This window comes from Streptomyces pilosus, assembly GCF_014649835.1.
Lineage (GTDB): Bacteria > Actinomycetota > Actinomycetes > Streptomycetales > Streptomycetaceae > Streptomyces > Streptomyces pilosus.
Genome location: NZ_BMTU01000006.1, coordinates 298,311 through 322,023, shown reverse-complemented (window position 1 = coordinate 322,023; position 23,713 = coordinate 298,311). Strand labels below are relative to the sequence as shown.

Annotated in this window: 20 protein-coding genes; 7 read left to right on the top strand and 13 right to left on the bottom strand. The window is 74.3% G+C overall.

Annotation, left to right across the window (positions count from 1 at the left end; all coding sequences use genetic code 11):
• Window positions 1-39: 39 nt before the first annotated feature.
• Window positions 40-1,485 carry a xylulokinase gene (gene xylB / locus IE118_RS18055; RefSeq protein ID WP_189558961.1) on the bottom strand — a complete coding sequence of 482 codons (1,446 nt, stop codon included), beginning with the start codon at window positions 1,483-1,485 and terminating at the stop codon, window positions 40-42.
• 113 nt (window positions 1,486-1,598) lie between these two features.
• Between xylB and xylA the strand changes: the two genes are divergently transcribed.
• Together xylA and IE118_RS18045 are read left to right on the top strand one after the other, a co-directional pair.
• The gene (xylA, locus tag IE118_RS18050; RefSeq protein ID WP_189558960.1) at window positions 1,599-2,765 is read left to right on the top strand and encodes a xylose isomerase; all 1,167 of its coding nucleotides are present in this window, start codon (window positions 1,599-1,601) and stop codon (window positions 2,763-2,765) included.
• Between the two features lie 304 nt (window positions 2,766-3,069).
• Window positions 3,070-3,558, top strand: a complete 489-nt coding sequence (locus tag IE118_RS18045) for a hypothetical protein (RefSeq protein WP_229846846.1) — start codon at window positions 3,070-3,072, stop codon at window positions 3,556-3,558.
• 19 nt (window positions 3,559-3,577) lie between these two features.
• On the opposite strand, the gene IE118_RS18040 is transcribed toward IE118_RS18045, so the two are convergent.
• The gene (locus IE118_RS18040) at window positions 3,578-4,846 is read right to left on the bottom strand and encodes an SWIM zinc finger family protein (RefSeq protein WP_189558959.1); all 1,269 of its coding nucleotides are present in this window, start codon (window positions 4,844-4,846) and stop codon (window positions 3,578-3,580) included.
• The gene (locus tag IE118_RS18035; protein ID WP_189559117.1) at window positions 4,843-7,686 is read right to left on the bottom strand and encodes an SCO1167/SCO6262 family helicase; all 2,844 of its coding nucleotides are present in this window, start codon (window positions 7,684-7,686) and stop codon (window positions 4,843-4,845) included. Before IE118_RS18035 ends, IE118_RS18040 begins: the two co-directional genes overlap by 4 nt.
• Before the next feature lie 377 nt (window positions 7,687-8,063).
• Here IE118_RS18035 and IE118_RS18030 point away from each other — a divergent pair, with 377 nt between their 5' ends.
• Window positions 8,064-8,246 carry a tail-anchor membrane protein gene (locus IE118_RS18030; RefSeq protein ID WP_149550413.1) on the top strand — a complete coding sequence of 61 codons (183 nt, stop codon included), beginning with the start codon at window positions 8,064-8,066 and terminating at the stop codon, window positions 8,244-8,246.
• Window positions 8,247-8,253: 7 nt separating this feature from the next.
• Here IE118_RS18030 and IE118_RS18025 read toward each other — a convergent pair whose 3' ends face one another.
• Both IE118_RS18025 and IE118_RS18020 read right to left on the bottom strand, forming a co-directional pair.
• Window positions 8,254-9,651, bottom strand: a complete 1,398-nt coding sequence (locus IE118_RS18025) for a tannase/feruloyl esterase family alpha/beta hydrolase (protein ID WP_189558958.1) — start codon at window positions 9,649-9,651, stop codon at window positions 8,254-8,256.
• A 188-nt stretch (window positions 9,652-9,839) separates the two neighbouring features.
• The gene (locus IE118_RS18020; protein WP_189558957.1) at window positions 9,840-10,715 is read right to left on the bottom strand and encodes a hypothetical protein; all 876 of its coding nucleotides are present in this window, start codon (window positions 10,713-10,715) and stop codon (window positions 9,840-9,842) included.
• Between the two features lie 340 nt (window positions 10,716-11,055).
• Here IE118_RS18020 and IE118_RS18015 point away from each other — a divergent pair, with 340 nt between their 5' ends.
• Window positions 11,056-11,937 carry an oxygenase MpaB family protein gene (locus IE118_RS18015; RefSeq protein ID WP_189558956.1) on the top strand — a complete coding sequence of 294 codons (882 nt, stop codon included), beginning with the start codon at window positions 11,056-11,058 and terminating at the stop codon, window positions 11,935-11,937.
• A gap of 22 nt (window positions 11,938-11,959) precedes the next feature.
• Here IE118_RS18015 and IE118_RS18010 read toward each other — a convergent pair whose 3' ends face one another.
• Together IE118_RS18010 and IE118_RS18005 are read right to left on the bottom strand one after the other, a co-directional pair.
• On the bottom strand, window positions 11,960-12,559 hold the full coding sequence (locus tag IE118_RS18010; RefSeq protein WP_189558955.1) for a class I SAM-dependent methyltransferase: 600 nt from the start codon (window positions 12,557-12,559) through the stop codon (window positions 11,960-11,962).
• Between the two features lie 51 nt (window positions 12,560-12,610).
• Window positions 12,611-13,039: a PPOX class F420-dependent oxidoreductase gene (locus IE118_RS18005; protein ID WP_189558954.1), complete on the bottom strand. Its 429-nt coding sequence runs from the start codon at window positions 13,037-13,039 to the stop codon at window positions 12,611-12,613.
• Between the two features lie 118 nt (window positions 13,040-13,157).
• Between IE118_RS18005 and IE118_RS18000 the strand changes: the two genes are divergently transcribed.
• Together IE118_RS18000 and IE118_RS17995 are read left to right on the top strand one after the other, a co-directional pair.
• Window positions 13,158-13,565: a roadblock/LC7 domain-containing protein gene (locus IE118_RS18000; RefSeq protein WP_189558953.1), complete on the top strand. Its 408-nt coding sequence runs from the start codon at window positions 13,158-13,160 to the stop codon at window positions 13,563-13,565.
• Window positions 13,566-13,693: 128 nt separating this feature from the next.
• Window positions 13,694-14,473 (top strand): DUF6397 family protein, encoded by a 780-nt coding sequence (locus tag IE118_RS17995; protein ID WP_189558952.1) that lies wholly within the window; start codon window positions 13,694-13,696, stop codon window positions 14,471-14,473.
• 1 nt (window position 14,474) lies between these two features.
• On the opposite strand, the gene IE118_RS17990 is transcribed toward IE118_RS17995, so the two are convergent.
• Window positions 14,475-15,341: an acyl-CoA thioesterase gene (locus tag IE118_RS17990; protein ID WP_189558951.1), complete on the bottom strand. Its 867-nt coding sequence runs from the start codon at window positions 15,339-15,341 to the stop codon at window positions 14,475-14,477.
• A gap of 19 nt (window positions 15,342-15,360) precedes the next feature.
• Window positions 15,361-17,874 (bottom strand): DEAD/DEAH box helicase, encoded by a 2,514-nt coding sequence (locus IE118_RS17985; protein WP_189558950.1) that lies wholly within the window; start codon window positions 17,872-17,874, stop codon window positions 15,361-15,363.
• 145 nt (window positions 17,875-18,019) lie between these two features.
• On the opposite strand from IE118_RS17985, the gene IE118_RS17980 reads away from it, so the two are divergent.
• Window positions 18,020-18,814, top strand: a complete 795-nt coding sequence (locus IE118_RS17980; protein WP_189558949.1) for a metal-dependent hydrolase — start codon at window positions 18,020-18,022, stop codon at window positions 18,812-18,814.
• A 20-nt stretch (window positions 18,815-18,834) separates the two neighbouring features.
• Here the strand turns inward: IE118_RS17980 and IE118_RS17975 are convergent, their stop codons facing one another.
• The 4 genes from IE118_RS17975 to IE118_RS17960 all read right to left on the bottom strand — a co-directional run bounded on the left by IE118_RS17975 (window position 18,835) and on the right by IE118_RS17960 (window position 23,604).
• On the bottom strand, window positions 18,835-19,089 hold the full coding sequence (locus IE118_RS17975) for a type B 50S ribosomal protein L31 (RefSeq protein ID WP_189558948.1): 255 nt from the start codon (window positions 19,087-19,089) through the stop codon (window positions 18,835-18,837).
• A 51-nt stretch (window positions 19,090-19,140) separates the two neighbouring features.
• On the bottom strand, window positions 19,141-19,611 hold the full coding sequence (locus IE118_RS17970) for a DUF5709 domain-containing protein (RefSeq protein WP_189558947.1): 471 nt from the start codon (window positions 19,609-19,611) through the stop codon (window positions 19,141-19,143).
• 391 nt (window positions 19,612-20,002) lie between these two features.
• Complete coding sequence (locus tag IE118_RS17965; protein WP_189558946.1) at window positions 20,003-21,784, bottom strand: ABC transporter ATP-binding protein; 1,782 nt, start codon at window positions 21,782-21,784, stop codon at window positions 20,003-20,005.
• The gene (locus IE118_RS17960; RefSeq protein WP_189558945.1) at window positions 21,781-23,604 is read right to left on the bottom strand and encodes an ABC transporter transmembrane domain-containing protein; all 1,824 of its coding nucleotides are present in this window, start codon (window positions 23,602-23,604) and stop codon (window positions 21,781-21,783) included. The genes IE118_RS17965 and IE118_RS17960 overlap by 4 nt, the downstream gene beginning before the upstream one ends.
• Between the last annotated feature and the right edge of the window lie 109 nt (window positions 23,605-23,713).

The window sequence follows — 23,713 nt, the reverse complement described above, 5'->3', positions numbered from 1 at the left end:
GCGCGGGCCGCCGGTACCGGAACGGCGCGGGCGGCACTGTCAGTCGGTGTCGGTGGCGCGTTCCAGGAGCGCGGCCGCGTCGGAGAGTACCCCGGCCAGCCCGGCCAGCGTCTCCTCGTCCCGTTCCACGGCCTCCAGCACCGGCCCGGCCGCCGTGTTCCAGCGCCGGGCGACCGCGGCCGGGTCCTCCCCGGTGAGCAGCCCGGCCGCCTGCGCCGCCGCACCGAGCGCGACCAGTTCCCTGGCCTCGGGCACCTGCACGGGCCGCCCCGACAGGCGCCGTACGGTCTGCTGCCAGGCCGCGCCCCGGGCGCCGCCGCCGATCAGCAGCAGCGGCGCGGAGGGGTTGGCGTCCTCGTCGAGGACCAGGTCCAGCGCGGCCAGCAGGGAGTACACGGCCCCGTCGTAGGCCGCCTGGAGGACCTGGCCGCCGGTGGTGTCGTGCCGCAGACCGTGCAGCAGGCCGGAGGCGTGGGGGAGGTTCGGAGTGCGCTCGCCGTCCAGGAAGGGCAGCAGGGTCACGCCGCGTCCGGCTTCTACGGCCTCGCGGTCCAGGCCCAGCAGGGCGGCGACCCTGTCCACGGCGAGCGTGCAGTTCAGGGTGCAGGCCAGCGGCAGCCAGTCACCGCGCGCGTCGGCGAAGCCCGCCACCGTGCCGGTCGGGTCGGCCTGCCGGTGCCGGGAGACGGCGTACACGGTGCCCGAGGTGCCGAGGCTCATCACCGGTGTGCCGGGGCGCACCCCGAGGCCCAGCGCGGCCGCGGCGTTGTCACCCGTGCCGCACGCCACCAGGGTGCCTTTGGAGAACGGCAGGCCGTGACCGTCACGCACCGTTCCGGCCACCTCGCCCGGCCGCACCACCCGCGGCAGCAGCGCCGGGTCGAGGCCCACGTGGGCGAGGACCTCCTCGTCGTACGCCTCCGTCGCCGAGGCCCACCAGCCGGTGCCGGAGGCGTCGCCGCGGTCGGTCGTGCCCACGCCGGTGAGCCGCTCCGTGAGGTAGTCGTGCGGGAGCCGGACGGCCTTGACGGCACGGACCGCGTCCGGCTCGTGCTCCGCGAGCCAGGCCCACTTGGTGACCGTGAAGGAGGCGGCGGGCACGCTCCCGGTGCGCTCCGCCCAGGACTTCGCTCCGCCCAGTTCCTCGACCAGCCGTCGGGCCTGCGGCGCGGACCGCACGTCGTTCCACAGCAGCGCCGGACGGACCGGCTCGCCGTGCCCGTCCAGGGTGACCAGTCCGTGCTGCTGGCCGCCGATCGAGACCGCCGCGGCCTCGTGCGCCGCCTCGCCGCACTGGCGCAGCGCCTCGGTGAGGGCGTCCCACCACTGGCGCGGATCGCTCTCCCGGCCGGCCCCCGAGGTCACCGTGTGCGGGGCCTGGCCGCTCGCGACGACCCTGCCGGTCGCCACGTCGACGACCAGCGCCTTGGTGGACTGGGTGGATGTGTCCACGCCGACGACGAGCGGACCCTCGGCTGCTGACATCGGTCTCTCCCTCTTCCGCACCCGGCGGGGTGTGTCTCTTCCCAGAAATGTTCCTGCATACTAATTTGTAAACCGCCATGACGAAATAGTCTCAGCGAGCGAGGAGCCGCGGCATGAACTACCAGCCCACCCCCGAGGACAAGTTCACCTTCGGACTGTGGACCGTCGGCTGGCAGGGACGGGACCCCTTCGGAGACGCCACGCGCGGGGCCCTCGACCCGGCGGAGTCGGTCCGGCGCCTGGCCGAGCTGGGCGCCCACGGCGTGACCTTCCACGACGACGACCTCATCCCCTTCGGCTCCGGCGACAGCGAGCGCGAGGAGCACGTCAAGCGGTTCCGGCAGGCGCTGGACGACACCGGCATGAAGGTGCCGATGGCCACCACCAACCTGTTCACCCACCCGGTGTTCAAGGACGGCGGCTTCACCGCCAACGACCGTGACGTGCGCCGGTACGCGCTGCGCAAGACGATCCGCAACATCGACCTCGCGGTCGAGCTCGGCGCGCAGACCTACGTCGCGTGGGGCGGCCGTGAGGGTGCCGAGTCCGGTGCCGCCAAGGACGTCCGCGTCGCCCTCGACCGGATGAAGGAGGCCTTCGACCTGCTCGGCGAGTACGTCACCTCCCAGGGCTACGACATCCGCTTCGCCATCGAGCCCAAGCCGAACGAGCCGCGCGGCGACATCCTGCTGCCCACGATCGGCCACGCCCTGGCGTTCATCGAGCGCCTCGAACGGCCGGAGCTGTACGGCGTCAACCCGGAGGTCGGCCACGAGCAGATGGCCGGGCTGAACTTCCCGCACGGCATCGCGCAGGCCCTGTGGGCGGGCAAGCTCTTCCACATCGACCTCAACGGCCAGTCCGGCATCAAGTACGACCAGGACCTCCGCTTCGGCGCGGGCGACCTGCGGGCCGCGTTCTGGCTGGTGGACCTGCTGGAGACGGCCGGTTACGAGGGCCCGCGGCACTTCGACTTCAAGCCGCCGCGGACCGAGGACTTCGACGGCGTGTGGGCCTCGGCGGCCGGCTGCATGCGCAACTACCTGATCCTCAAGGAGCGCGCGGCGGCCTTCCGCGCGGACCCGGAGGTCCAGGAGGCGCTGCGCGCGGCCCGGCTGGACGAGCTGGCGCAGCCCACGGCGGCCGACGGCCTCCAGGGCCTGCTCGGCGACCGGTCCGCCTTCGAGGACTTCGACCCGGACGCGGCCGCCGCCCGGGGCATGGCCTTCGAGCGCCTCGACCAGCTGGCGATGGACCACCTCCTGGGCGCCCGCGGCTGACCCCTCCCCCCGTCCCGTGCGCACCGCCCCGGCCCCGGCCGGCGGGACGCGCACGGGACGGGTGCGCCCGGGAGCGTCCGCGCGCCCGGGGAGGGCGACACGGTCGCCGCGCAGGCGAGGGCCGGGAGGTCTGCCGGAGGCACGGACACGCGCGTGCGTGCGGCGTCCCGCCGCCGGCACACCGCTCGGCCGCAGCCGCTCCCCGCGCGGGCGCGCCGTGCCCGGGGCCCGGAGCCGCGACCGCGCACCCGCTTGCACGCGGCGCCCTCGCGCGGGCACCGCCTCCGCGGCGACCATGGGGGGTATGGCCACGCCACCCGTACCGCCTCAGCAGCCGCCCGGTCCGCCGGACGACACGCCGCCCCCGGGCGGCGGCTTCGGTCCGCCCTCGTACGGGGGCGCGCCTCCGCCCCCACCGCCCGGGGACCCCGGCGGCGGCCCCGGACGGGGTCCCGGCGGACGCCGGCTGCTGCTGATCCTGCTCGCCGTGATCGCGGGCGCCGTGGCCGTCTCCCTCGTCGTCCTCCTGGCCTCGGACGACGGCGACTCGCCGGACAAGGACCCCGGCGAGAGCAGCACGGCCACCGGCGGCCTCCCCACCGAGCTGCCGTCGGGTTTCCCCACCGAGCTGCCCTCCGGCCTCCCCACCGAGCTGCCCTCGGGCTTCCCCACCGAGCTGCCCTCCGGCCTCCCCACCGAGCTGCCGTCGGGTTTCCCGACCCAGCTGCCCAGCGATCTGCCCAGCGGGCTGGAGTCGCTGCTGCCGTCCCTCGGGGACGTCCGGCTGCCCTGACCGGGAGGGCGGCCGGCGATCACTCCGCGCCTGCGCCCTCCGCCGTGGCCAGTGCGGTCGCCGGGTCCTGGGCGGGGCCACCCGCCGGGACCCAGCGGCCGCGCTCCTTCCGGTACGGCCACCAGCGGCCGTCGCGGCCCAGACGCAGCTGCACGGGGGCGTCGACGACCGTCCAGTGGTTGGCCCGGGACCTGAGCGCCGGCCGTTCGTCCGCCTCCCAGGCCGATTCCAGCGCGGCACGCGCCCGCGCCAGGCTGTCGCCCCGCACCGTCCACTCCTCGTCCAGCACGGCCAGCGCCGCCCCGCCCCCGTGCCGCCAGGCCCGTACCGCCACGGCCAGCCCCTCCCGGCCGCGCCCCGACCCCTCGGCGAGCCGGTCCGCCACCGCCCGTGGGGGCTCACCGGCGGCGAGCCGCACCGCGTCCCGGGCCACCGACGGCTCCGGCTCCGCGGCACGCTCTCCCGGCCCGTCCCGCAGCGCCTCCGCGAGGAGCAGGTGGGCCCGCACGGCGGTCCGGGCGGCGAGGTGTCCGAGCGCGGACGCGTCGATCCCCGCCGCGGGCCCGGTCTCGGTGTCGAGCGACGGCGGAGTCCCGGGTTCCGGCGGCAGTACGGGCAGCCCGGGAAGCGACGGCAGGATGTCTCCGGCCGCGTAGGCCTCGGCCGCGTCCACACCCTCCGCGCCGCTCGCGCTCCGCCCGGCGGACGCGTCGCCGCGCGCGTGGAGCGCCTCCAGCAGGGCGCGTTCGTCCCGTCCCCGCATCAGCAGCAGGACGAACGGGTCCTGGTCCAGCAGCCGGGCCACCTGGTAGCACAGCGCCGCCGTGTGAGCGCAGTGGTCCCAGGCCCCGCAGCCGCACTCCGGTTCCAGATCGCCCAGGCCCGGCAGCAGTTCGACGCCGGCCAGCTCGGCGTCCTCGACCAGGTGCGTGGGCATCTCCCGGTCCAGGAGCGCCGCGACATGACCGGCTCGCTCCGCCGTCATGTCCAGGAACCGGTCCCACTGCTCCCCGGACAGCTCCTGCAACAGGACGTCGGCCCGGTGCGGCGTGCGGTCCCGGTCCTGGACGACCGCCGTGATGCGGCCGGGACGCACCGACACCGCGCCGACCGCACCCGCACGGGCGAGCCTGCGGCCGGACTTGAGCTGCTGGGTGTCCAGTGCCGTGCCCTCCAGCGCCGTCAGCCAGGTCCGGCCCCACCAGGTCCGCGCGAACCCCCGGCCCTGCGCGGGCGGCAGCGCCGCGAAGGTGCGCTCCACGTCTGCCCCGTCGTCGTAGGCGTTCATCGGAGGTCCCCCCGCAGTTCGACCAGGTCCGCCAGCTCGGCGTCCGTCAGTTCGGTGAGCGCCGTCTCGCCGGAGCCGAGCACCGCGTCAGCCAGCTCCCGCTTGCGCACCAGCAGCTCGGCGATGCGGTCCTCGATGGTGCCCTCGGCGACGATCCGGTGGACCTGCACCGGCCGGGTCTGGCCGATGCGGTACGCACGGTCCGTCGCCTGCGCCTCGACCGCCGGGTTCCACCAGCGGTCGTAGTGCACGACATGCTCCGCACGGGTCAGGTTCAGCCCGGTGCCCGCCGCCTTCAGCGACAGCAGGAACACCGGCACGGCGCCCTCCTGGAAGCGGCGCACCATGGCCTCGCGTTCGGCGACCGGCGTGCCGCCGTGCAGGAACTGCGTCGCCACACCCCGCGCGGCCAGATGCCGCTCCAGCAGCCGGGCCATCCCCACGTACTGCGTGAACACCAGGACGGCCGCCCGCTCGGAGAGCGCCGTGTCGAGGAGTTCGTCCAACAGCTCCAGCTTCCCCGAGCGCCCGGCGACCACCGGCCGCTCCTCCTTGAGGAACTGCGCCGGGTGGTTGCAGATCTGCTTCAGGCCGGTCAGCAGCTTCACGATCATCCCGCGACGCGCCATGCTGTCGGCGCCCGAGATCTCGGCCAGCGCCTCCCGCACCACGGCCTCGTACAGCGCCGTCTGCTCCTGGGTGAGCGACACGGCGTGGTCGGTCTCCGTCTTCGGCGGCAGCTCGGGCGCGATCCCCGGGTCCGACTTGCGGCGGCGCAGCAGGAACGGCCGCACCAGCCGGGCCAGCCGTTCCGCGGCGGCGGGGTCCTGTCCGCCCTCGACGGCGTCCGCGTACCGCGTCCGGAACGTGCCGAGCCGGCCCAGCAGTCCGGGCGTCGTCCAGTCGAGGATCGCCCACAGCTCCGACAGGTTGTTCTCCACCGGCGTACCGGTGAGTGCCACGCGCGCGCCCGCGCCGATGGAGCGCAGTTGCCGGGCCGTCGACGAGTAGGGGTTCTTCACGTGCTGGGCCTCGTCGGCGACCACCAGGCCCCACGGCACCCCGGCCAGCCGGGCGGTGTCCAGCCGCATCGTGCCGTACGTGGTGAGGACGACCTCGTCGTCGGCGAGTCCGTCCAGCGACCGCCGGGCCCCGTGGAAGCGGCGCACCGGGGTGCCCGGCGCGAACCGTTCGATCTCCCGCTGCCAGTTGCCCATCAGCGAGGTCGGGCAGACCACGAGGGTGGGGCCCGCCGACGCGGGGTCGGTCCGGCGGTGCAGGTGTAGCGCGATGAGCGTGATCGTCTTGCCCAGGCCCATGTCGTCGGCGAGGCAGCAGCCCAGGCCCAGGGAGGTCATGCGGGCCAGCCAGTTCAGCCCGCGCCGCTGGTAGTCCCGCAGGGTGGCGGCCAGGGCGGCGGGCTGGGGGACCGGCTCCTGGGCCTCGGGGTCCGCCAGCCGGTCCCGCAGGGCCGCCAGCCACCCGGTGGGCAGTACCTCGACCCGGCCGCCGTCGACGTCCACGGAGCCCGTGAGCGCGGCGCCGAGCGCGTCGACCGGGGTGATCCCGGCGCTCCGGCGGGCGCGGGCCCGGGCGAGTTCCCGGGGGTCGACGAGGACCCACTGGTCGCGCAGCCGCACCAGGGGGCGGTTCTGCTCGGCCAGCCGGTCCAGTTCCTCGCGGGTGAGACGCCGGTCGCCGACGGCGAAGAACCAGTCGAAGGCGAGCAGCCGGTCGGCGGACAGGGAGGACGGTCCCGCCGTGGGTCCGGCCCCGGCGGGCCCCGGCCGGTCGTCGTCGCGGGGACCGATCTCGGCGCGGGTGGTGAGCTCGCGGACGAGTTCCCTGGGCCAGTGCACGTCGACACCCGAACCGGCCAGCGCCCGGCCGCCCTCGCCGAGGAGTTCGGCGATCTCCTCCTCCGCCAGGTCGACCGCGTCCGGCACGCTCGCCGACAGCAGGGGCGCCAGCGGGGCCCAGGCACGGGCCGCGCGGCGCAGCGCGAGCAGGGCGTCCACCCGGGCGGCGGGGCCGAAGGCCGCGTCCGCGCGCCCGGACCAGACGTCGGCGGCGTCCGCGACCAGGGCGGGATCGCTCACCCCGTGCATCTGCAGGACGGCGCGGAACGACACGCCCGCCGTGTCGCACGCGTCGTCGGAGAGGGCGTCCGGTGCACCCGCGGACACGTCGTCGGCCGGGTCGGTCAGCCCGCGCACCTCGATCCGCAGCGACAGCCGTACGCCCGCGTCGTGGCCCGCGGCGACGTCGGCGGCCCAGGCCCGCAGCCCGGGCAGCCGCTGCGGCTCCGGCACCGCGAAGGCCGCGGTACCGCTCACCAGGCGGGCGGCGGGGGACCGGGGGAGCGTGTCGGCGACGGCGTCGAGGAAGGCGCGCAGCACCTGTTCGGGGTCGGGCAGCCTCGGGGCCGCGCCGCCGTCCAGCGGCACGGCATGCGCCTCGGGGGGCATCGCGGCGGCGAGCCGGCGGACCGCGTCGACGTCCGCGGCGTCCAGCGGGCCCACGCGCCAGGCGTCGTGGTCGGCGGGGGAGAGGCCGGGCAGCAGCAGGCCGCGCGCCACCAGTCGCAGGGCGTGCAGGGCGGCGGCGCCCCAGAAGCGGGCGGCCCGGTGGCTCTCGGCGTCGGTCCGCGCCCGCGCCAGGACGGGCAGAGCGGCCCCCACGGGCAGCACCACGGCCGGGACGCGCACCGTCTCGACCCCGTCATCCGCCGGCACGACGACGGTCAGGTCCTCGGTCGGCACCGGGCCGGCGGACGGCGGGGCCTCGCCGTCGGGCCGCCAGAACGCGATCCGGCCCGTGCGGGCGGGGTCACCGGGCACGAAGACGGCAGGGCAGTGGGTGAGCGCGGGAGAGACGGAGGAGGCGGAGGAGGTGGAGAAGACGGAAGAGGCGGAAGAGACGGAGGAGAGTGCGGGGAGAGTCGTCGACGCAGCGATGTCGGAAGTCCTCAAACTTGACTAGTGAAGCCGGAGCGGCCGAGGGTACCGCGGGAATGGCGGCGACCGGGTAGGAATGTCCTGTGATCCGGGTCACCATGGAGGCGCGTCGTGGCCTTCCGCCGAAGGGCCCCACGGGCGCGGACACACCTTAGGGGTCGCACCTCAGGGGCGTCTCAGGGTCGCGGTCCGGAACCGCCGGCGGGGCGGGCCCGTTTTCACGACAGAGAGCGGCAGTGGCCGCGAAGGAGGCGACATCCATGTCGAACAACGCCAAGATCGCCGCGGGAGGTGTGGCGGCCGGGCTCATCCTGCTCATCTGGCTGCCCTGGTGGGCCGCGCTCCTGATAGTCCTGGGAGTTCCGGCCGCCGCCTATCTCGCCCTCGACCCCGCTCAGCGGCGCAGGCTGCGCCGCGTGTCGCGCAAGGAGCTGGGCCGCTGAGGCGCTGTCACGCCGCCGCCCCGGCGGGGTCCAGCGCGCAGGAATCGACCACGTCGCCGTCCGCGGGCCGCTCCACGGTCCGGTCCGCGGGCGGCGCGACTCCGCGCTCCACCCAGGCGACCAGCGCGTCGAACGCCGAGCGGTAGCAGGGCAGAATCGGCCGCAGCCGGTCCGGATGGCTGTCGTACAGGCCGTCGACGTGCGTGCCGCCGCGCACCGTGTAGGAGCGGTGCAGCCGTCCCAGCCCGTGCGCCTCGACCATGCCGTCGTACACGTCCGAGCCGACGGCCTTGGGCAGCAGCGCGTCCAGATCGCCGTGCAGCGTGATCAGGGGGCGGCCGATCCGGCCGGTGAGCGCCACCCGGCCCACGGCACGGTGCACGGAGGCGGGCCGCGAGGCGTAGTCGTAGGAGGCGTCGGAGGGGCACGGCGCGAGGACCTGTTCCGGTGTCGACCCCGCGGAGGGCCCGGGGCAGTCCGGATCGTAGGCGGGGTCGAACTCGGCGCGGTAGATCTTCTGCGTGACGCCCCAATGGACCTTCGCGTGGTACGGCCACAGGAACTCGGATCCGCGGGCGAAGCCCGCCGCGTACATGTCCTCGTCGGTGGCCCTGCCGAGCGCCCAGCCCACCGCCACCGGCAGGGCGGTCAGCGGCTGACGGCCCCGGGCGGCCCAGAGGGTGCCCTCCCAGTCCACTCCGCCGTCGTACAGCTCCGGGTGGTTCTCCAGCTGCCAGCGCGTCAGATAGCCGCCGTTGGAGACACCCGTGATGTACGTGCGGCGCGGGGCGTGCCCGTAGTGCTGCGCCACGGCGTGTCGTGCGGCCCGGGTGAGCTGAGTGGTCCGCGTGTTCCACTCGGCGACCGCGTCGCCGGGCCGGTCGCCGTCGAGGTGGAAGTCGACGCCGCTGTTGCCCTTGTCGGTCGCCGCGTAGGCGTAGCCGCGCGCCAGTACCTGGTCGGAGATCGCCTTGTCGGTCGCGTACTGCCTGCGGTTGCCGGGGGCGCCGGTGACCACCAGCCCGCCGTTCCACCGGTCGGGCAGGCGGATCACGAACTGCGCGTCGTGCGCCCAGCCGTGCGTGTCGTTGAAGCGGGAGGAGTCGGGGAAGTAGCCGTCGATCTGCCTGCCGGGGACACCGGACGGCGAACGGGTGGCCGCCGCGGTGATGCCCGCCTGATCGGCCATGTCGGTGTACGGGGTGCCGGCCAGGCCCGCGGTGGTCAGATCGGCCAGACACACACTGCGCTGACGGGCGGCGCCGGGCACGGTCACCGGACCCCGGCTCGCACAGGGCCCGTCCCCGGCCGTCCCGGCCGCAGCCGGGGCGGCGAAGGCGGTCGCGGCCAGGGCCGCCGCGGTCAGGGCGGCAGTGAGCTGCGGAACGCGACGGGAGGGGCGCACGACGGCCTCCGGAGGGGACGGTCAGCGATCAGCGGTCAGCGGTGTGGCGGTCACGGACGTGCCCCGCGCCGAGGCCCGGCCTCGCCCTCGTCGACGGGCCGGCGTCCCTCGGGACCACGCCCCGCACATGGGGGCCGCAGTACACGCTGACGTCCACCATGCCTGCCCCCGCCGATGGCCGCGCCTGCTCAGAGTGGGCGTACGGCCATCTGGTCGAGCGCCTCGAGCAGACCCGGCAGCTCCGGCCCGCGGCCCACCGGGAGAACCTCGCCGGGCTCGTCGTCGAGCAGCACGAACGCGATGTCGTCCGTCCGGGCCACCAGCGACCATCCGGGCCCGTCGGCGCGCAGGGTGCGGGCACCGCCGGGAGCGAAGGACGAGCGGACCCGGCCGAGCGGCGGCGGCGAGTCGACGTAGGCACGCGCCTCGGCCAGCACCCGCCGGATCCCGCGGTGACCGCCCGGCGGCTGCGCGGCCGGTTCCCCGCCCGGCGCGCCCTCCCCGTCCCGCCCCGCACCCTCCGCGGAGCCGCCCGGGCCACCGGCCGCCCCCGCCACCGGGAACGCCGTGTCGTCGACCTGTTCCCGCCAGGTCGCCCACTGGAGCGCGATCTCGTCCGCGCCCAGCCGGCGCTGCGCCGGACCCCACACCTCGGCGTCCGGCGGGGTCAGCGCGGGACCGTCCACGACGTCGGGGCCGGGATCGTGCGGCGCGGGCACGTCCGGCGCCGCCACGGCGACCGCGAGGGGCCAGCCGGGCAGCGCGGTGACGACCGTGCGCTCGTCCGGGGACAGGTCGTGCTCCATGCCGCAGTCCCACGACGCGATCGCGACGGCGACCAGCGAGACGTCGTCGACGACCACGGTCCACCGGGCGCCCGCGCCGTCCTGGCCGAGCACCAGCCCGTAGCCGTCCGCGACCGGCGGAAGGCCGAGCGCCGCGCACGCCTCCGGATAGTCGTCGCCCAGCACGCTCGGAAACTTCGCCGGCGTCAGCAACGCCGCCGTCAGCACGTAGAGCGCATCGTCCGCGGCGGCGACGGCTTCCTCGTCCGTCCCGGCCATCCCAGCCTCCCCATCGCTTCGTTCCGTCGGCGCGCACCATATGCCGACGCCGAGCCCCTTGTCACGACCCCCGCAGCCACGCCCGGAGCTGCGGATTCCCGGCCGGACGGGGGCGAATCGGCCACGCGCCGGCGGGCGGGTCAGGCGGCCGGGAGGCCCGGCAGCGTCCGCGTGACCGCCCCGGGGACCGGTTCCGCTCCCGCGCGAGTCCCGCTGCCGATCCCACGGGCCCTTTCCCACATGCGGTCCACCCTTCCCCCGCTCCGTCGCCCTCACCGAACGTGCATCTCCTGCTGCGCAACGTAGAGTTGGGGCTCCGACGGCAGAAGGGGGCGGCACGGTGCGGCGCTTCGAACGGCTGGAACGGATCCGGCGGATGGACCCCTACCGGGAGGCCACGGAGATCTACCGGCTCAGCTCGGCCTACGAGTTCCCCTGGGACCACACCCGGGCCCTCGAACTGGCCCTCTACCGCACCTACGCCGTGCCCCGGATCGGCCGGCTGCTCGCCGCGACGGGAGAGCTCACCGACCGCTCCCAGAAACGCTACGACGACACCGCGCTCCTGCTGGACGCCGTCGTGGAGCACGGATTCGCCGACCCCCGGGCCAGGACCGCGATCCGCCGCATCAACCAGATGCACCACGCCTACGACATCGCCGACGACGACATGCGCTACGTGCTCTGCACGTTCGTGGTGATGCCCCGGCGCTGGATCGACAGCTATGGATGGCGCCGGCTGTCGCGGCACGAGATCGTGGCGAGTGCCGTCCACTACCGGACCCTGGGCCGCCACATGGGCATCAGTGACATCCCCGGCTCCTACGAGGAGTTCGAGAGCTGCCTGGACGCCTACGAGGAAGCCCACTTCGGCTGGGACGAGGACGCACGGCGGGTCTCGGACGCCACCCTCGACCTCATGGCCTCCTGGTACCCGCGCCCGCTCGCCCCCGCGCTGCGCACGGCCACGCTCGCCCTGCTCGACGAGCCGCTGCTGCGCGCCTTCCGCTACACCCCGCCGAGTGCGGCCACGCGCGCGTGGGTGCGCCGCGCGGTTCGGCTGAGGGGCCGCGCGGTCCGGCTGCTGCCGCCCCGCAGCGCCCCGCACTTCGCCCGGCAGAACCGGGAGATCCGGAGCTACCCCGACGGCTACCGGCCGGCGGACCTCGGCACCAGTCCCGTACCGGGACTGCGTGGTTGCCCGGTACGGCACCCGGACTGACCGCCCGGCCCGCGCCGGGCGGTCAGTCCGCGCGCACGGCCAGTGCCAGGAAGCGGGTGTCCTCGTCGGTGTACGAGGTCATCCGCCAGCCCGAACGCGTCAGCAGGACACGCAGATTCGGCTCCGCCCGGAGGTCGCCGGGTGTGATCGTGCGGCCCTGCCGGGCGGCGAGCGCGGCCCGGCCGACCGGATGGAACAGCGCCAGCGTGCCGCCGGGCCGCACCACCCGTGCGAGCTCCCGCAGGTTCTCGGTGGGATCGGGCAGGTGCGCGATCAGCCCGGCCGCGAACACCGCGTCGAGCGAGGCGCCGCGCAGCGGCAGGGCGGCGACGTCGGCCAGCAGCAGCACGCCGTCGCGGTCCCGCCCGGCCCGCGCCGCCGCCTCCAGCATGGCCGGGGTCAGGTCCGCGCCGAGGACCACGCCCGACGGTCCCACGGCCGCCCGCAGAGGAGGCAGGGCACGCCCGGTACCGCAGCCCGCGTCGAGCACCCGGCCGCCCGGCCGCAGACCGAGCGCGGTCACCGCGGCCGCGTAGGCCGGGCCGTCGTCGGGGAAGCGACGGTCCCAGCCGGCGGCACGCGCGGTGAAGAACTCCTGGACATGGGTGTGGTCCTCGCTCATGCTCCGCATGATCCCCCACCCGGGCGCACGACACCGCCGTACGCCCGGATGTCAGCCCGCGAGGTCCGCTTCGGCCACCACCTTCTCGACGGTGACCCGGACGAGGAGCTCGCCGGGCACGGCATTGCGCGCCCCGAACTCCTCGGCCCGGTCCTCGCCCATGTACCGCGCGCCGATCCGGGTGGCCCAGTGCCGCAGCTCCCCGGGGTCCTGCGAGAGCCGTGCCCGGCCCTGCAGCACCACGAAGCCGAACGGCGGCCGGTCGTCGTCCACACAGAGGGCGACGCGCCCGTCACGGGCCAGGTTGCGTCCCTTCACGGTGCGCTCCCCGGTGTTGAACACCACGTCGTTCCCGTCGAGCAGGAACCAGACCGGCGCCACGTGCGGGCTGCCGTCGGCCCGGACGGTGGACAGTTTCGCGGTGCGGGTTCCGCGGGAGACGAACTCCCGCCACTCTTCCTCGGTCATCTTGTGCGCCATGGCGTCCATCCTGCTTGCCCGGGGCCCGGTCGTGGGGAAGGCTGGCGCGGGGACCCTCCTGACGGAGGGCACGGTACGCGGGGAAGACCACGGGGAAGAGCAGGGGGAGATTCACGACATGGCGCAGAACCAGGGACTCGACTGGCTGCTGGACGAGCTGACCCAACGCGTCGCACACGTGCGGCACGCGCTGGTCCTGTCCAACGACGGGCTGGTCACGGGCGCGAGCACGGGACTGCGCCGTGAGGACGCGGAGCACCTCGCCGCCGTGTCGTCCGGACTGCACAGCCTCGCCAAGGGATCGGGGCGGCACTTCGGCGCGGGCGGGGTGCGCCAGACGATGGTCGAGTTCGACGACGCGGTGCTCTTCGTGACCGCCGCCGGGAGCGGTAGCTGTCTGTGCGTGCTCAGCGGCGCCGAGGCCGACATCGGCCAGATCGGGTACGAGATGACGCTGCTGGTCAACAGGGTCGGCGAGCACCTGGACGTGGACGCCCGCCGGCTGAACCCCGGAACAGACCTCTGACCTGCGGGTTCCTCGGCGGGCACGGAGGTTTTCCACAGGCTCGCCACGGAGCGTGACGGACCGGATACGGTTTTTCCGGGCGGGCGCAGTCTGCGCCCGCCGTCACGCACTCCGCGGGGGAGACGAACATGCCCGGACAGCACACCCGCACGCCCGAAGCCACCGGCGCCGAGCCCGATGGCGCGCCCGCCGACGCCGGCGGCGGCCGGCACCGGACCGCGCCGGCCCCGGGCGCCGCCGAGGGGGCGGCCCTCATGGGGGTGTCGAAGATCCGGTTCACCCGGCTGGCGCGCCTCGGCCTGCTGGTGCCCGTGGCGTTCCGGTCCGACCGGTACCGCGCCGTGGCCTGGCTCTACCCGGCCCGGGAACTGACACTGTTCGCGTCCGACGACGGCAACGCGCCGCTGCTGACAGGACGCCTGCCCGAAACCCTCCGGGGCCAGCTCGACACCGGCCTCGACCTGCGTCCCCGCAACTGGCGCGCCCGGCACCTGGGGCTGCTGCTCCGCCGGGCCGACGGGCCGTGGGCCCGCGCCGGCGCCGTGGCGTCGCTCCTCCCGCCGGCCCACGTGGCACAGCTCGTGACGGACTCCCGGGACAGGTCCCGGCTGACGGAGCATCTCGTGCCGCCGCCGTCCCACGGCACCCCCGGATCACCTGCCTCCCGCATCGCGGAGAACCTCATGACGGCCCGGGACCCGGACGAGATCGCCCGGCTGCGGTCGGAACTGGCCCGACTGATCCACGAGGCACGGGAAGCGGGGCCGGTCGGGCCCCGCACCCCCCGCCCCGGCCCCCGCCTTCGCGGTCCCGGACCGGACCACCGCATGGCACCCGGTACGGCCGGACCGCCCCGCAGACCCCTCCGGGGCGGTCGGCCCGCCCGCCGGTGCCGCGCGAACCGGTGACCTACAGCGCCCGGAACAACCCCTCCTGCACGACGGACACCAGCATCCGGCCCTCCCGGTCGTAGATCCGTCCGCGGGCCAGACCCCGTCCGCCCGTGGCGATGGGCGACTCCTGGTCGTACAGGAACCACTCGTCCGCGCGGAACGGGCGGTGGAACCACATGGCGTGGTCCAGCGACGCCATGTCGAAACCGCGCGGCCCCCACAACGGCTCCACCGGAATCCGCACGGCGTCGAGGAGGGTCATGTCACTGGCGTAGGTCAGGGCGCAGGTGTGCACCAGCGGATCGTCGCCGAGCGGGCCGACCGCGCGCATCCACACCGCGCTGCGCGGCTCCGCGCCCTCGACCTCCTGGGCACTCCAGCGCAGCCGGTCGACGTAGCGGATGTCGAAGGGCTGCCGGCGCGCCATCCGCTCCAGCTGCTCGGGGAGCGCGCCCAGGTGCTCGCGGATCTCGTCGGTGACCGTCGGCAGCGACTCCGGGTCCGGGACCTTCCGGGCCGGCGGCAGCTGATGCTCGAAACTCCCCTGTTCCGGCTTGTGGAAGGAGGCGGTGAGGTTGAAGATCGTGCGGCCCTGCTGCACGGCCGTGACCCGGCGGGTGGTGAACGACCTGCCGTCCCGCACCCGTTCGACCTGGTACACGATCGGCACGCCCGGCCGGCCCGGGCGCAGGAAGTACGCGTGCAGCGAGTGCACGGGACGGTCGCCCTCCGTGGTACGGCCGGCGGCGACCAGCGCCTGCCCGGCCACCTGCCCGCCGAACACCCGCTGCAGCGACTCCTGCGGGCTGCGGCCACGGAAGATGTCGACCTCGATCTGCTCCAGGTCGAGCAGGGCGACGAGGCTCTCGGCCGGATTGGTCATGGGTGGGATTCTCCTGTGCTCACAGCTGGCCGACATCGGTGACACGGACGACCGCACGGCCCTCCGCGTCGGAGGCGGTGAGGTCGACCTCGGCACTGATGCCCCAGTCGTGGTCCCCGTTCGGATCGTCGAAGATCTGCCGGACCCGCCACAGCCCGTTCTCCGGTTCCTGCTCGATCAGCAGCAGCTTCGGGCCGCGGGCGTCCGGGCCGGTGCCCAGTTCCTCGTACTCGTCCCAGTACGCGTCCATCGCCTCGCCCCAGGCACCGGCGTCCCAGCCCGACTCGGCGTCCAGCTCGCCCAGCTCCGCCACCTGGTCGAGGGCGGCGAGCTCGACCCGGCGGAACATGGCGTTGCGCACCAGGACACGGAAGGCACGCTCGTTGGCGGTGACCGGCTTGACCTGGTCGGCCTTCTCCTGTGCCTCCTCCGCGGTCATCTCCTCCGGGTTGGCCAGCTGCTCCCACTCGTCCAGCAGACTGGAGTCGACCTGACGCACCATCTCGCCCAGCCAGGCGATCAGGTCCTCCAGGTCCTCCGATTTGAGGTCGTCCGGCACGGTGTGGTCCAGCGCCTTGAACGCGCTCGCCAGGTAGCGCAGCACGATGCCCTCGGTGCGGGCCAGTTCGTAGTGGGAGACCAACTCCGTGAAGGACATGGCCCGTTCGTACATGTCCCGGATCACGGACTTCGGCGACAGCGGATGGTCACCCACCCAGGGGTGGCTCTTGCGGTAGGTGTTGTACGCGTGGAAGAGGAGCTCCTCCAGCGGCTTGGGGTAGGTGACGTCCTGGAGACGCTCCATGCGCTCCTCGTACTCCACCCCGTCCGCCTTCATCGCGGCGACCGCCTCACCGCGCGCCTTGTTCTGCTGGGCGGCGAGGATCTGACGCGGATCGTCCAGCGTCGACTCCACGACGGACACCATGTCGAGCGCGTACGACGGCGACTCCGGGTCCAGCAGTTCGAACGCGGCCAGCGCGAACGTGGACAGGGGCTGGTTGAGCGCGAAGTCCTGCTGGAGGTCCACCGTCAGACGGACGATGCGGCCCTCGGCGTCCGGCCGGTCGAGCTTCTCGACGATGCCGCCGTCCAGCAGCGAACGGTAGATGGCGATCGCCCGCCGGATGTGCCGCAACTGCTGCTTGCGCGGCTCGTGGTTGTCCTCCAGCAGCCTGCGCATCGCCTCGAAGGCGTTGCCCGGCCGGGCGATCACCGACAGCAGCATCGTGTGGGTGACCCGGAACCGGGAGGTGAGCGGCTCCGGATCCGAGCCGATGAGCTTGTCGAAGGTCTGCTCGCTCCACGCGACGAAACCGTCGGGCGCCTTCTTGCGCACGACCTTGCGGCGCTTCTTCGGGTCGTCGCCCGCCTTCGCCAGCGCCTTCTCGTTCTCGATGACGTGCTCGGGGGCCTGGGCGACCACGAAACCCTCGGTGTCGAACCCCGCGCGTCCCGCCCGGCCCGCGATCTGGTGGAACTCACGGGCCCGCAGGGTCCGCACCCGACTGCCGTCGTACTTGGTCAGCGCCGTGAACAGCACCGTGCGGATGGGGACGTTGACGCCCACACCGAGGGTGTCCGTCCCGCAGATGACCTTCAGCAGTCCCGCCTGCGCGAGCTTCTCCACCAGCCGCCGGTACTTGGGCAGCATGCCGGCGTGGTGCACACCGATGCCGTGCCGCACGTAACGCGAGAGATTGCGGCCGAACTTGGTGGTGAAGCGGAAGTTGCCGATGAGCTCGGCGATCCGTTCCTTCTCCTCGCGCGAGCACATGTTGATGCTCATCAGCGCCTGCGCCCGCTCCACCGCCTGCGCCTGCGTGAAGTGCACGATGTAGACCGGCGCCTGCCGGGCAGCGAGCAGGTCGGTGAGCGTCTCGGTGAGCGGCGTGTACCGGTACTCGTAGGACAACGGAACGGGCCGGGTCGCCGAGCGGACCACGGCGGTGGGGCGGCCGGTGCGACGGGTGAGGTCCTTCTCGAAGAAGGAGACGTCGCCCAGCGTCGCCGACATCAGCACGAACTGTGCCTGCGGCAGCTCCAGGATCGGGATCTGCCAGGCCCAGCCGCGGTCCGGTTCGGCGTAGAAGTGGAACTCGTCCATCACGACCTGGCCCACGTCGGCGTCCTTGCCGTCGCGCAGCGCGATCGACGCCAGCACCTCGGCGGTGCAGCAGATGACCGGGGCGTCCGCGTTGACGGAAGCGTCACCGGTGAGCATGCCGACGTTCTCCGTGCCGAAGATCTTGCACAGTTCGAAGAACTTCTCCGACACCAGCGCCTTGATGGGCGCCGTGTAGAAGGTGACCTCGTCGCGCGCCAGGGCGGCGAAGTGCGCCCCGGCCGCGATCATGCTCTTGCCCGAACCGGTGGGCGTGGACACGATCACGTTCGCGCCGGAGACCACCTCGATCAGCGCCTCCTCCTGGTGGGGGTAGAGCGTGAGACCGCGTTCTCCGGCCCACGACTCGAAGGCTTCGTACAGGGCGTCGGGGTCGGCGGTCGGCGGCAGCTGATCGATGAGGGTCACGTCCCCATCTTGCCTGCCCGCGCACCCGATGGGGGAATCGGCTGCGGGCCCGAAGATCGCGAACGCTACGCTGTGTCGCCGGCGGGGTGTCCACGCGACCGGTCAACAGGACTGCGGCGAACGACGAATGGGGCGGGCAGCGGCGATGATGGGACCAGCACACTCACTGTCGGGCGCCGCGGCCTGGCTCGGCGTCGGTGCGGCGGCGGCCGCTGCCGGGAAGCCGATGCCCTGGCCGGTGCTCCTGGCCGGCGCGCTGATCTGCGCCGGTGCCGCGCTCGCCCCCGACCTGGACCACAAGGCGGCGACCATCTCGCGGGCCTTCGGACCCGTCTCCCGCTGGCTGTGCGAGATCGTCGACAAGCTGTCCTACGCCGTCTACAAGGCCACCAAGAAGCAGGGCGACCCGCGCCGCTCAGGCGGTCACCGCACGCTGACGCACACCTGGCTGTGGGCCGTACTCATCGGCGGCGGCACCGCGGCCCTGGCGATCACCGGCGGCCGCTGGGCGGTGCTGGCCATCCTCTTCGTGCACATGGTGCTGGCCATCGAGGGCCTGCTGTGGCGGGCCACCCGCGGATCCAGCAGCGACGTCCTGGTGTGGCTGCTGGCGGCGACCAGCGCCTGGATCATCGCGGACATCCTGGACCAGCCGGGCATGGGCTCGGACTGGATGTTCACCGAGCCCGGCCAGGAGTACCTGTGGCTGGGGCTGCCCATCGTGCTGGGCGCGCTGGTGCACGACATCGGGGACGCGCTGACGGTGTCCGGCTGCCCGATCCTGTGGCCCATACCGGTGGGCCGCAAGCGCTGGTACCCGATCGGCCCGCCCAGGGCGCTGCGCTTCCGCGCGGGCAGCTGGGTCGAGCTGAAGGTGCTGATGCCCGCGTTCATGCTGTTGGGCGGAGTGGGCGGCGCGGCGGCCCTCAACGTGATCTGAACCCCCGGTCCGGCCCGGAGTCAGCCGGCGCCCTCACCGCCGTACCGGCGCTCGAAGCGCGCCACCCGGCCCTCCGTGTCCACGGTGCGGGCCTTGCCCGTGTAGAACGGGTGGCTCTCCGAGGAGATCTCCACGTCCACCACCGGGTACGTCTCGCCGTCGTCCCACTCGATGGTCTGGTCGCTGGTCGCGGTGGACCGGGTGAGGAAGGCGTAGCCGGCGGCACGGTCACGGAAGACGACCTGCCGGTAGTCGGGGTGCTTGTCCTGCTGCATGGATGCTCCTCGGGCGACTCGGGCCCGCGCTGCGGCGGGGGAGGGGCGGGGTCAGCCGGGCAGGGTGTCCTCGTCGACGACGTGCACGGCGGCCTCCTCCGCGGAGGCGGCGGCGCCGTCGATGCCGACGTCCGTGGCGACGAGGGCCTCCTCCTCGTCCTCGTGCGCCCCTTCATCGGGGGAGACGAGCCGGCCGGAGCGCGCGGCGCCGACCTCGTTGTCCAGGAGTTCCCCGTCGGTGCCCGACGAATCCCCGAGCCCGTCGCCGTTCATCGCGGCGGGGTCCGGCACCTCCTCGGCGAGGCGCTGGTCGAGTGTCTCGCCCTCGTGGGCCTCGGCAGCCGTCACACCGTGGTGCTCCACGGCCCACGGCCGCTCCGGAGGGGACCAGCCCCGGTCGAGGGGATCGGCGACGCCGTCGTTGTCCAGCGTGTCCTCGGCGTCCAGCAGTCCGGCGTCGTCCTGAATGTCGGACGCGTCGGGCTGGTATACGTCGTCTCCCCAACCGTCGGCGCTGTTCACGGGTACCTCCAGGGGGTGGGGGCGGGCCCGTTCCCGCCGCCGCGGCCCGCGCCGGGCCGTGTGCACGGGGCACTGGCGCCGCCCGCTCCCGGTCCGCCGGGATCCGGGCGTTCCCCGAGCCGGTGCCTGACTCCAGCCTTCCACCGCAGCTCCCCACCGCGCAACGGCACAGCCGGACCGGACGCCGCCCCCTCCGGCCCCGCACACCGGGCCGCGGGGTCCACGCCCGGATCCCCGGATCCGTAGGACGGAGCACCCCGCCCCACCCGGGCCGACGCGTGCCCCCGCCCCGGAGGGGAGGGACGACGTCCCCGCCGGCCGGGCGGCCGGGACGTTCCCGCGTCCTCCTCAGGCGCACCAGGGTGGGCCGCGGGAGGCGGGTCGTCCGTGCTCATCCGTGCCAGGACCGCCACAGCGCCGCGTACGCGCCGTTCGCCGCGACGAGTTCGTCGTGGCTGCCCAGTTCGCTGATGCGGCCGTCCTCCACGACGGCGATGACGTCCGCGTCGTGAGCGGTGTGCAGGCGGTGGGCGATCGCGACCACCGTCCGGCCGTCCAGGACCCGGGACAGAGAGCGTTCCAGGTGACGTGCCGCGCGGGGGTCGAGCAGCGAGGTCGCCTCGTCCAGGACCAGCGTGTGCGGGTCGGCCAGCACCAGGCGGGCCAGCGCGATCTGCTGCGCCTGCGCCGGGGTGAGCGCCAGTCCGCCGGAGCCGACCTCGGTGTCCAGGCCGTCGTCGAGCGCACGCGCCCAGCCGTCCGCGTCGACCGCGCCGAGCGCCGCCCACAGTTCGGCGTCCCCGGCGCCCGTCCGGGCGAGCCGGAGATTGTCGCGCAGGGAGCCCACGAACACGTGGTGCTCCTGGTTGACGAGGGCCACGTGCGCCCGGACCCGTTCCGCGGTCATCCGCGACAGCTCCGCGTCGCCCAGGGTGACCCGCCCGTCCCGGGGCGCGTAGATCCCGGCGAGCAGCCGGCCCAGCGTGGACTTGCCCGCACCCGAGGGTCCGACCAGCGCCAGCCGCGTTCCGGGGGCGACCTCAAGGGACACGGCGCGCAGGACGTCCACGCCCTCCAGGTAACCGAAGCGCACCCGGTCCGCGTGCACCCGGCGCCCGTCGGGTGCCAGAGCGGCGTCGCCGGCGTCCGGCTCGATGTCCCGGACCCCGACCAGCCGGGCCAGCGACACGTGCGCCACCTGGAGCTCGTCGTACCACCGCAGGATCAGCCCCACCGGGTCCACGAGCATCTGCGCGATCAGCGCGCCCGTGGTCAGCTGGCCGACCCCGATCCAGCCCTGCAGGACGAACACCCCGCCGATCATCAGCACCGAGCCGAGGACGGTCACATGGGTGATGTCGATGACGGGGATGAGCACCGACCGCAGCCAGAGCGTGTACCGCTCCCAGGCCGTCCACTCCCCGACCCGCCGGTCGGTCAGCGCGACGCGGCGCGGGCCGAGCCGGTGGGCCTCCACGGTCCGTCCCGCGTCGACGGTCTCGGCGAGCGCGGCCGCCACGGCGGCGTACCCGGCCGCCTCCGAGCGGTAGGCGGCGGGCGCCCGCCGGAAGTACCAGCGGCAGCCCGCCACCAGCAGCGGCACGGCGACCAGCACGGCCGGTGCCAGTTCCGGAGCCGCGACGACCAGCCCGCCCAGCAGCAGCACCGCCCAGACCACGCCGATGGCCAGCTGGGGGACGGCTTCCCGCATGGCGTTGCCGAGCCGGTCGATGTCGGTCGTGATCCGCGACAGCAGGTCACCGGTGCCGGCCCGTTCCAGCACACCCGGCGGCAGTCCGACCGACCGCACCAGGAAGTCCTCACGCAGATCGGCCAGCATCCGCTCACCGAGCATCGCCCCGCGCAGCCGCACCTGCCGCACGAACACCGCCTGCACGGCCAGCGCGAGCACGAAGAACCCCGCCGTGAGCCCCAGGTGCAGCTCCCGCTCCCGCTCGGAGACCCGCTCCACCAGCCCGCCCAGCAGGTACGGGCCCACCATGGAGGCGACCACGGCGGCCGTGTTCACGGCGACCAGCAGCAGGAAGGCCCGCCGGTGCCGTCGCAGCAGCTCCGTGACATAGGCGCGCACGGTCGCGGGCGCGCCCACCGGCAGGGTGGTGGCCGCGGTCGGGGCCGCCGGGTCGTAGTCCGGCGGAGCCACGCCGATCATGCCGTCTCCTCGATCTCTTCGAGTTCTTCCAGCCGGTGCAGGACCCGTTCCCCGCCCGGTACGGCCGCCTCGTCGCGTGCGGCCTCGTCCTCGGTCTCACGGGTCACCACGGCCCGGTAGCGGGGTTCGGTGCGCACCAGTTCGCGGTGGCCGCCGACCGCCGCGACGGTGTCGCCGTGCAGGAACACCACCCGGTCGGCGTGGTCCAGCAACAGCGGGGAGGAGGTGAACACCACGGTGGTGCGGCCCTCCCGCAGCCCGTGCACGCCCTGGGCGATCTTCGCCTCGGTGTGCGAGTCGACCGCCGAGGTCGGCTCGTCCAGGACCAGCACCTCCGGGTCCGTGACCAGCGACCGGGCCAGCGCGAGCCGCTGGCGCTGGCCGCCCGACAGGGACCGCCCGCGCTCGGTGATCCGGGCGTCCATGGGGTCGTCGGCGCCGAGCGATCCCTGCGCCAGGGCCGCCAGTACGTCCCCGCACTGGGCGGCGTCCAGCGCCTCGCGCGCGCCGACCGCGCCGGACGCGGGCACGTCGAGCAGTTCGCGCAGGGTCCCGGAGAGCAGCACCGGATCCTTGTCCTGCACGAGGACGGCGCCCCGGGCGCGGTCCAGGGGCAGCTCGTCGAGGGGGACCCCGCCGAGCAGCACCGGGACGCCCGGCTCCGCGGCGTGCCCGCCGAGGCGTTCGGCCAGCCGCCCCGCCGCGTCGGGATCCCCGCAGACCACGGCGGTGAGCAGGCCCGCGGGGGCGAGCAGCCCCGTCGCCGGGTCGTACAGGTCGCCCGCCGGGGCGGCCCCGCCGGCCCGCGCCCCCGCGGTGTCCGTGGCCCGCTCCAGCGACAGCACGCGCGCCGCCCGCCGGGCCGAGGGCCGCGAGAAGCTGTACGCCATCGCGATCTCCTCGAAGTGCCGGATCGGGTAGGTGAGCAGCATGACCGAGCTGTAGACGGTGACCAGTTCACCGACCGTGATCCGGCCGTCGCGGGCCAGGTGGACGCCGTACCAGACCACCGTGATCAGCAGCAGGCCGGGCAGCAGCACCTGGATCGCGGCGATCAGCGACCACATCCGCGCACTGCGCACGGCGGCGTGCCGCACCTCCTGGCTGGCCCGGCGGTAGCGGTCGAGGAACAGGTCCTCGCCGCCGATGCCGCGCAGCACACGGAGTCCGGCGACGGTGTCGGAGGCGAGCTCGGTGGCCCGTCCGGCCTTCTCGCGCTGGACGTCCGCCCGCCGGGTGGCCGGGGGCAGCAGCGGCAGCACCGCGAGCGCCAGCACGGGGAGTCCGGCGGCGACGACGACGCCGAGCGCCGGCTGGTAGACCACCAGGCCGGCGCAGACCAGCACGATCGTGACCGCCGCCGCGGTGAACCGGGACAGCGCCTCGACGAACCAGCCGATCTTCTCGACGTCGCCGGTGGAGACGGCGACGACCTCACCGGCGGCGACCCGGCGGGTCAGTGCCGAGCCCAGTGTCGCCGCCTTGCGGCCGAGCAGCTGCTGCACGCGGGCGGCGGCGGTGATCCAGTTGGTCACGGCGGAGCGGTGCAGGAAGGTGTCACCGACCGCGTTGCCCACGCAGGCGAGCGCCATCAGGCCGCCGGCCAGCGCGAGCCGTCCGCCGGAGCGGTCGACCGCGGCCTGCACGGCGACACCGACGGCGAACGGCAGCGCGGCGACGGAGACGAAGTGCAGCAGGCCCCACGCCAGCGACGTGAGCTGCCCGGACAGCTGGTTGCGGAAGAGCCACCACAGGAATCGGGGACCCGAGCGGGCGTCGGGCACCCCCGGGTCGGAATACGGAAGGTCTTGAATCTGCATGACGTCCCAGTGGCTCGGGTCAGGGCGGCGGGGAGGGAGGCGGAGCGCCGGGAAGCGCGGCGCCGGCGAGGGGTTCACGGGCAGGCCGGCTCGCCGTCCGTGGACGGTG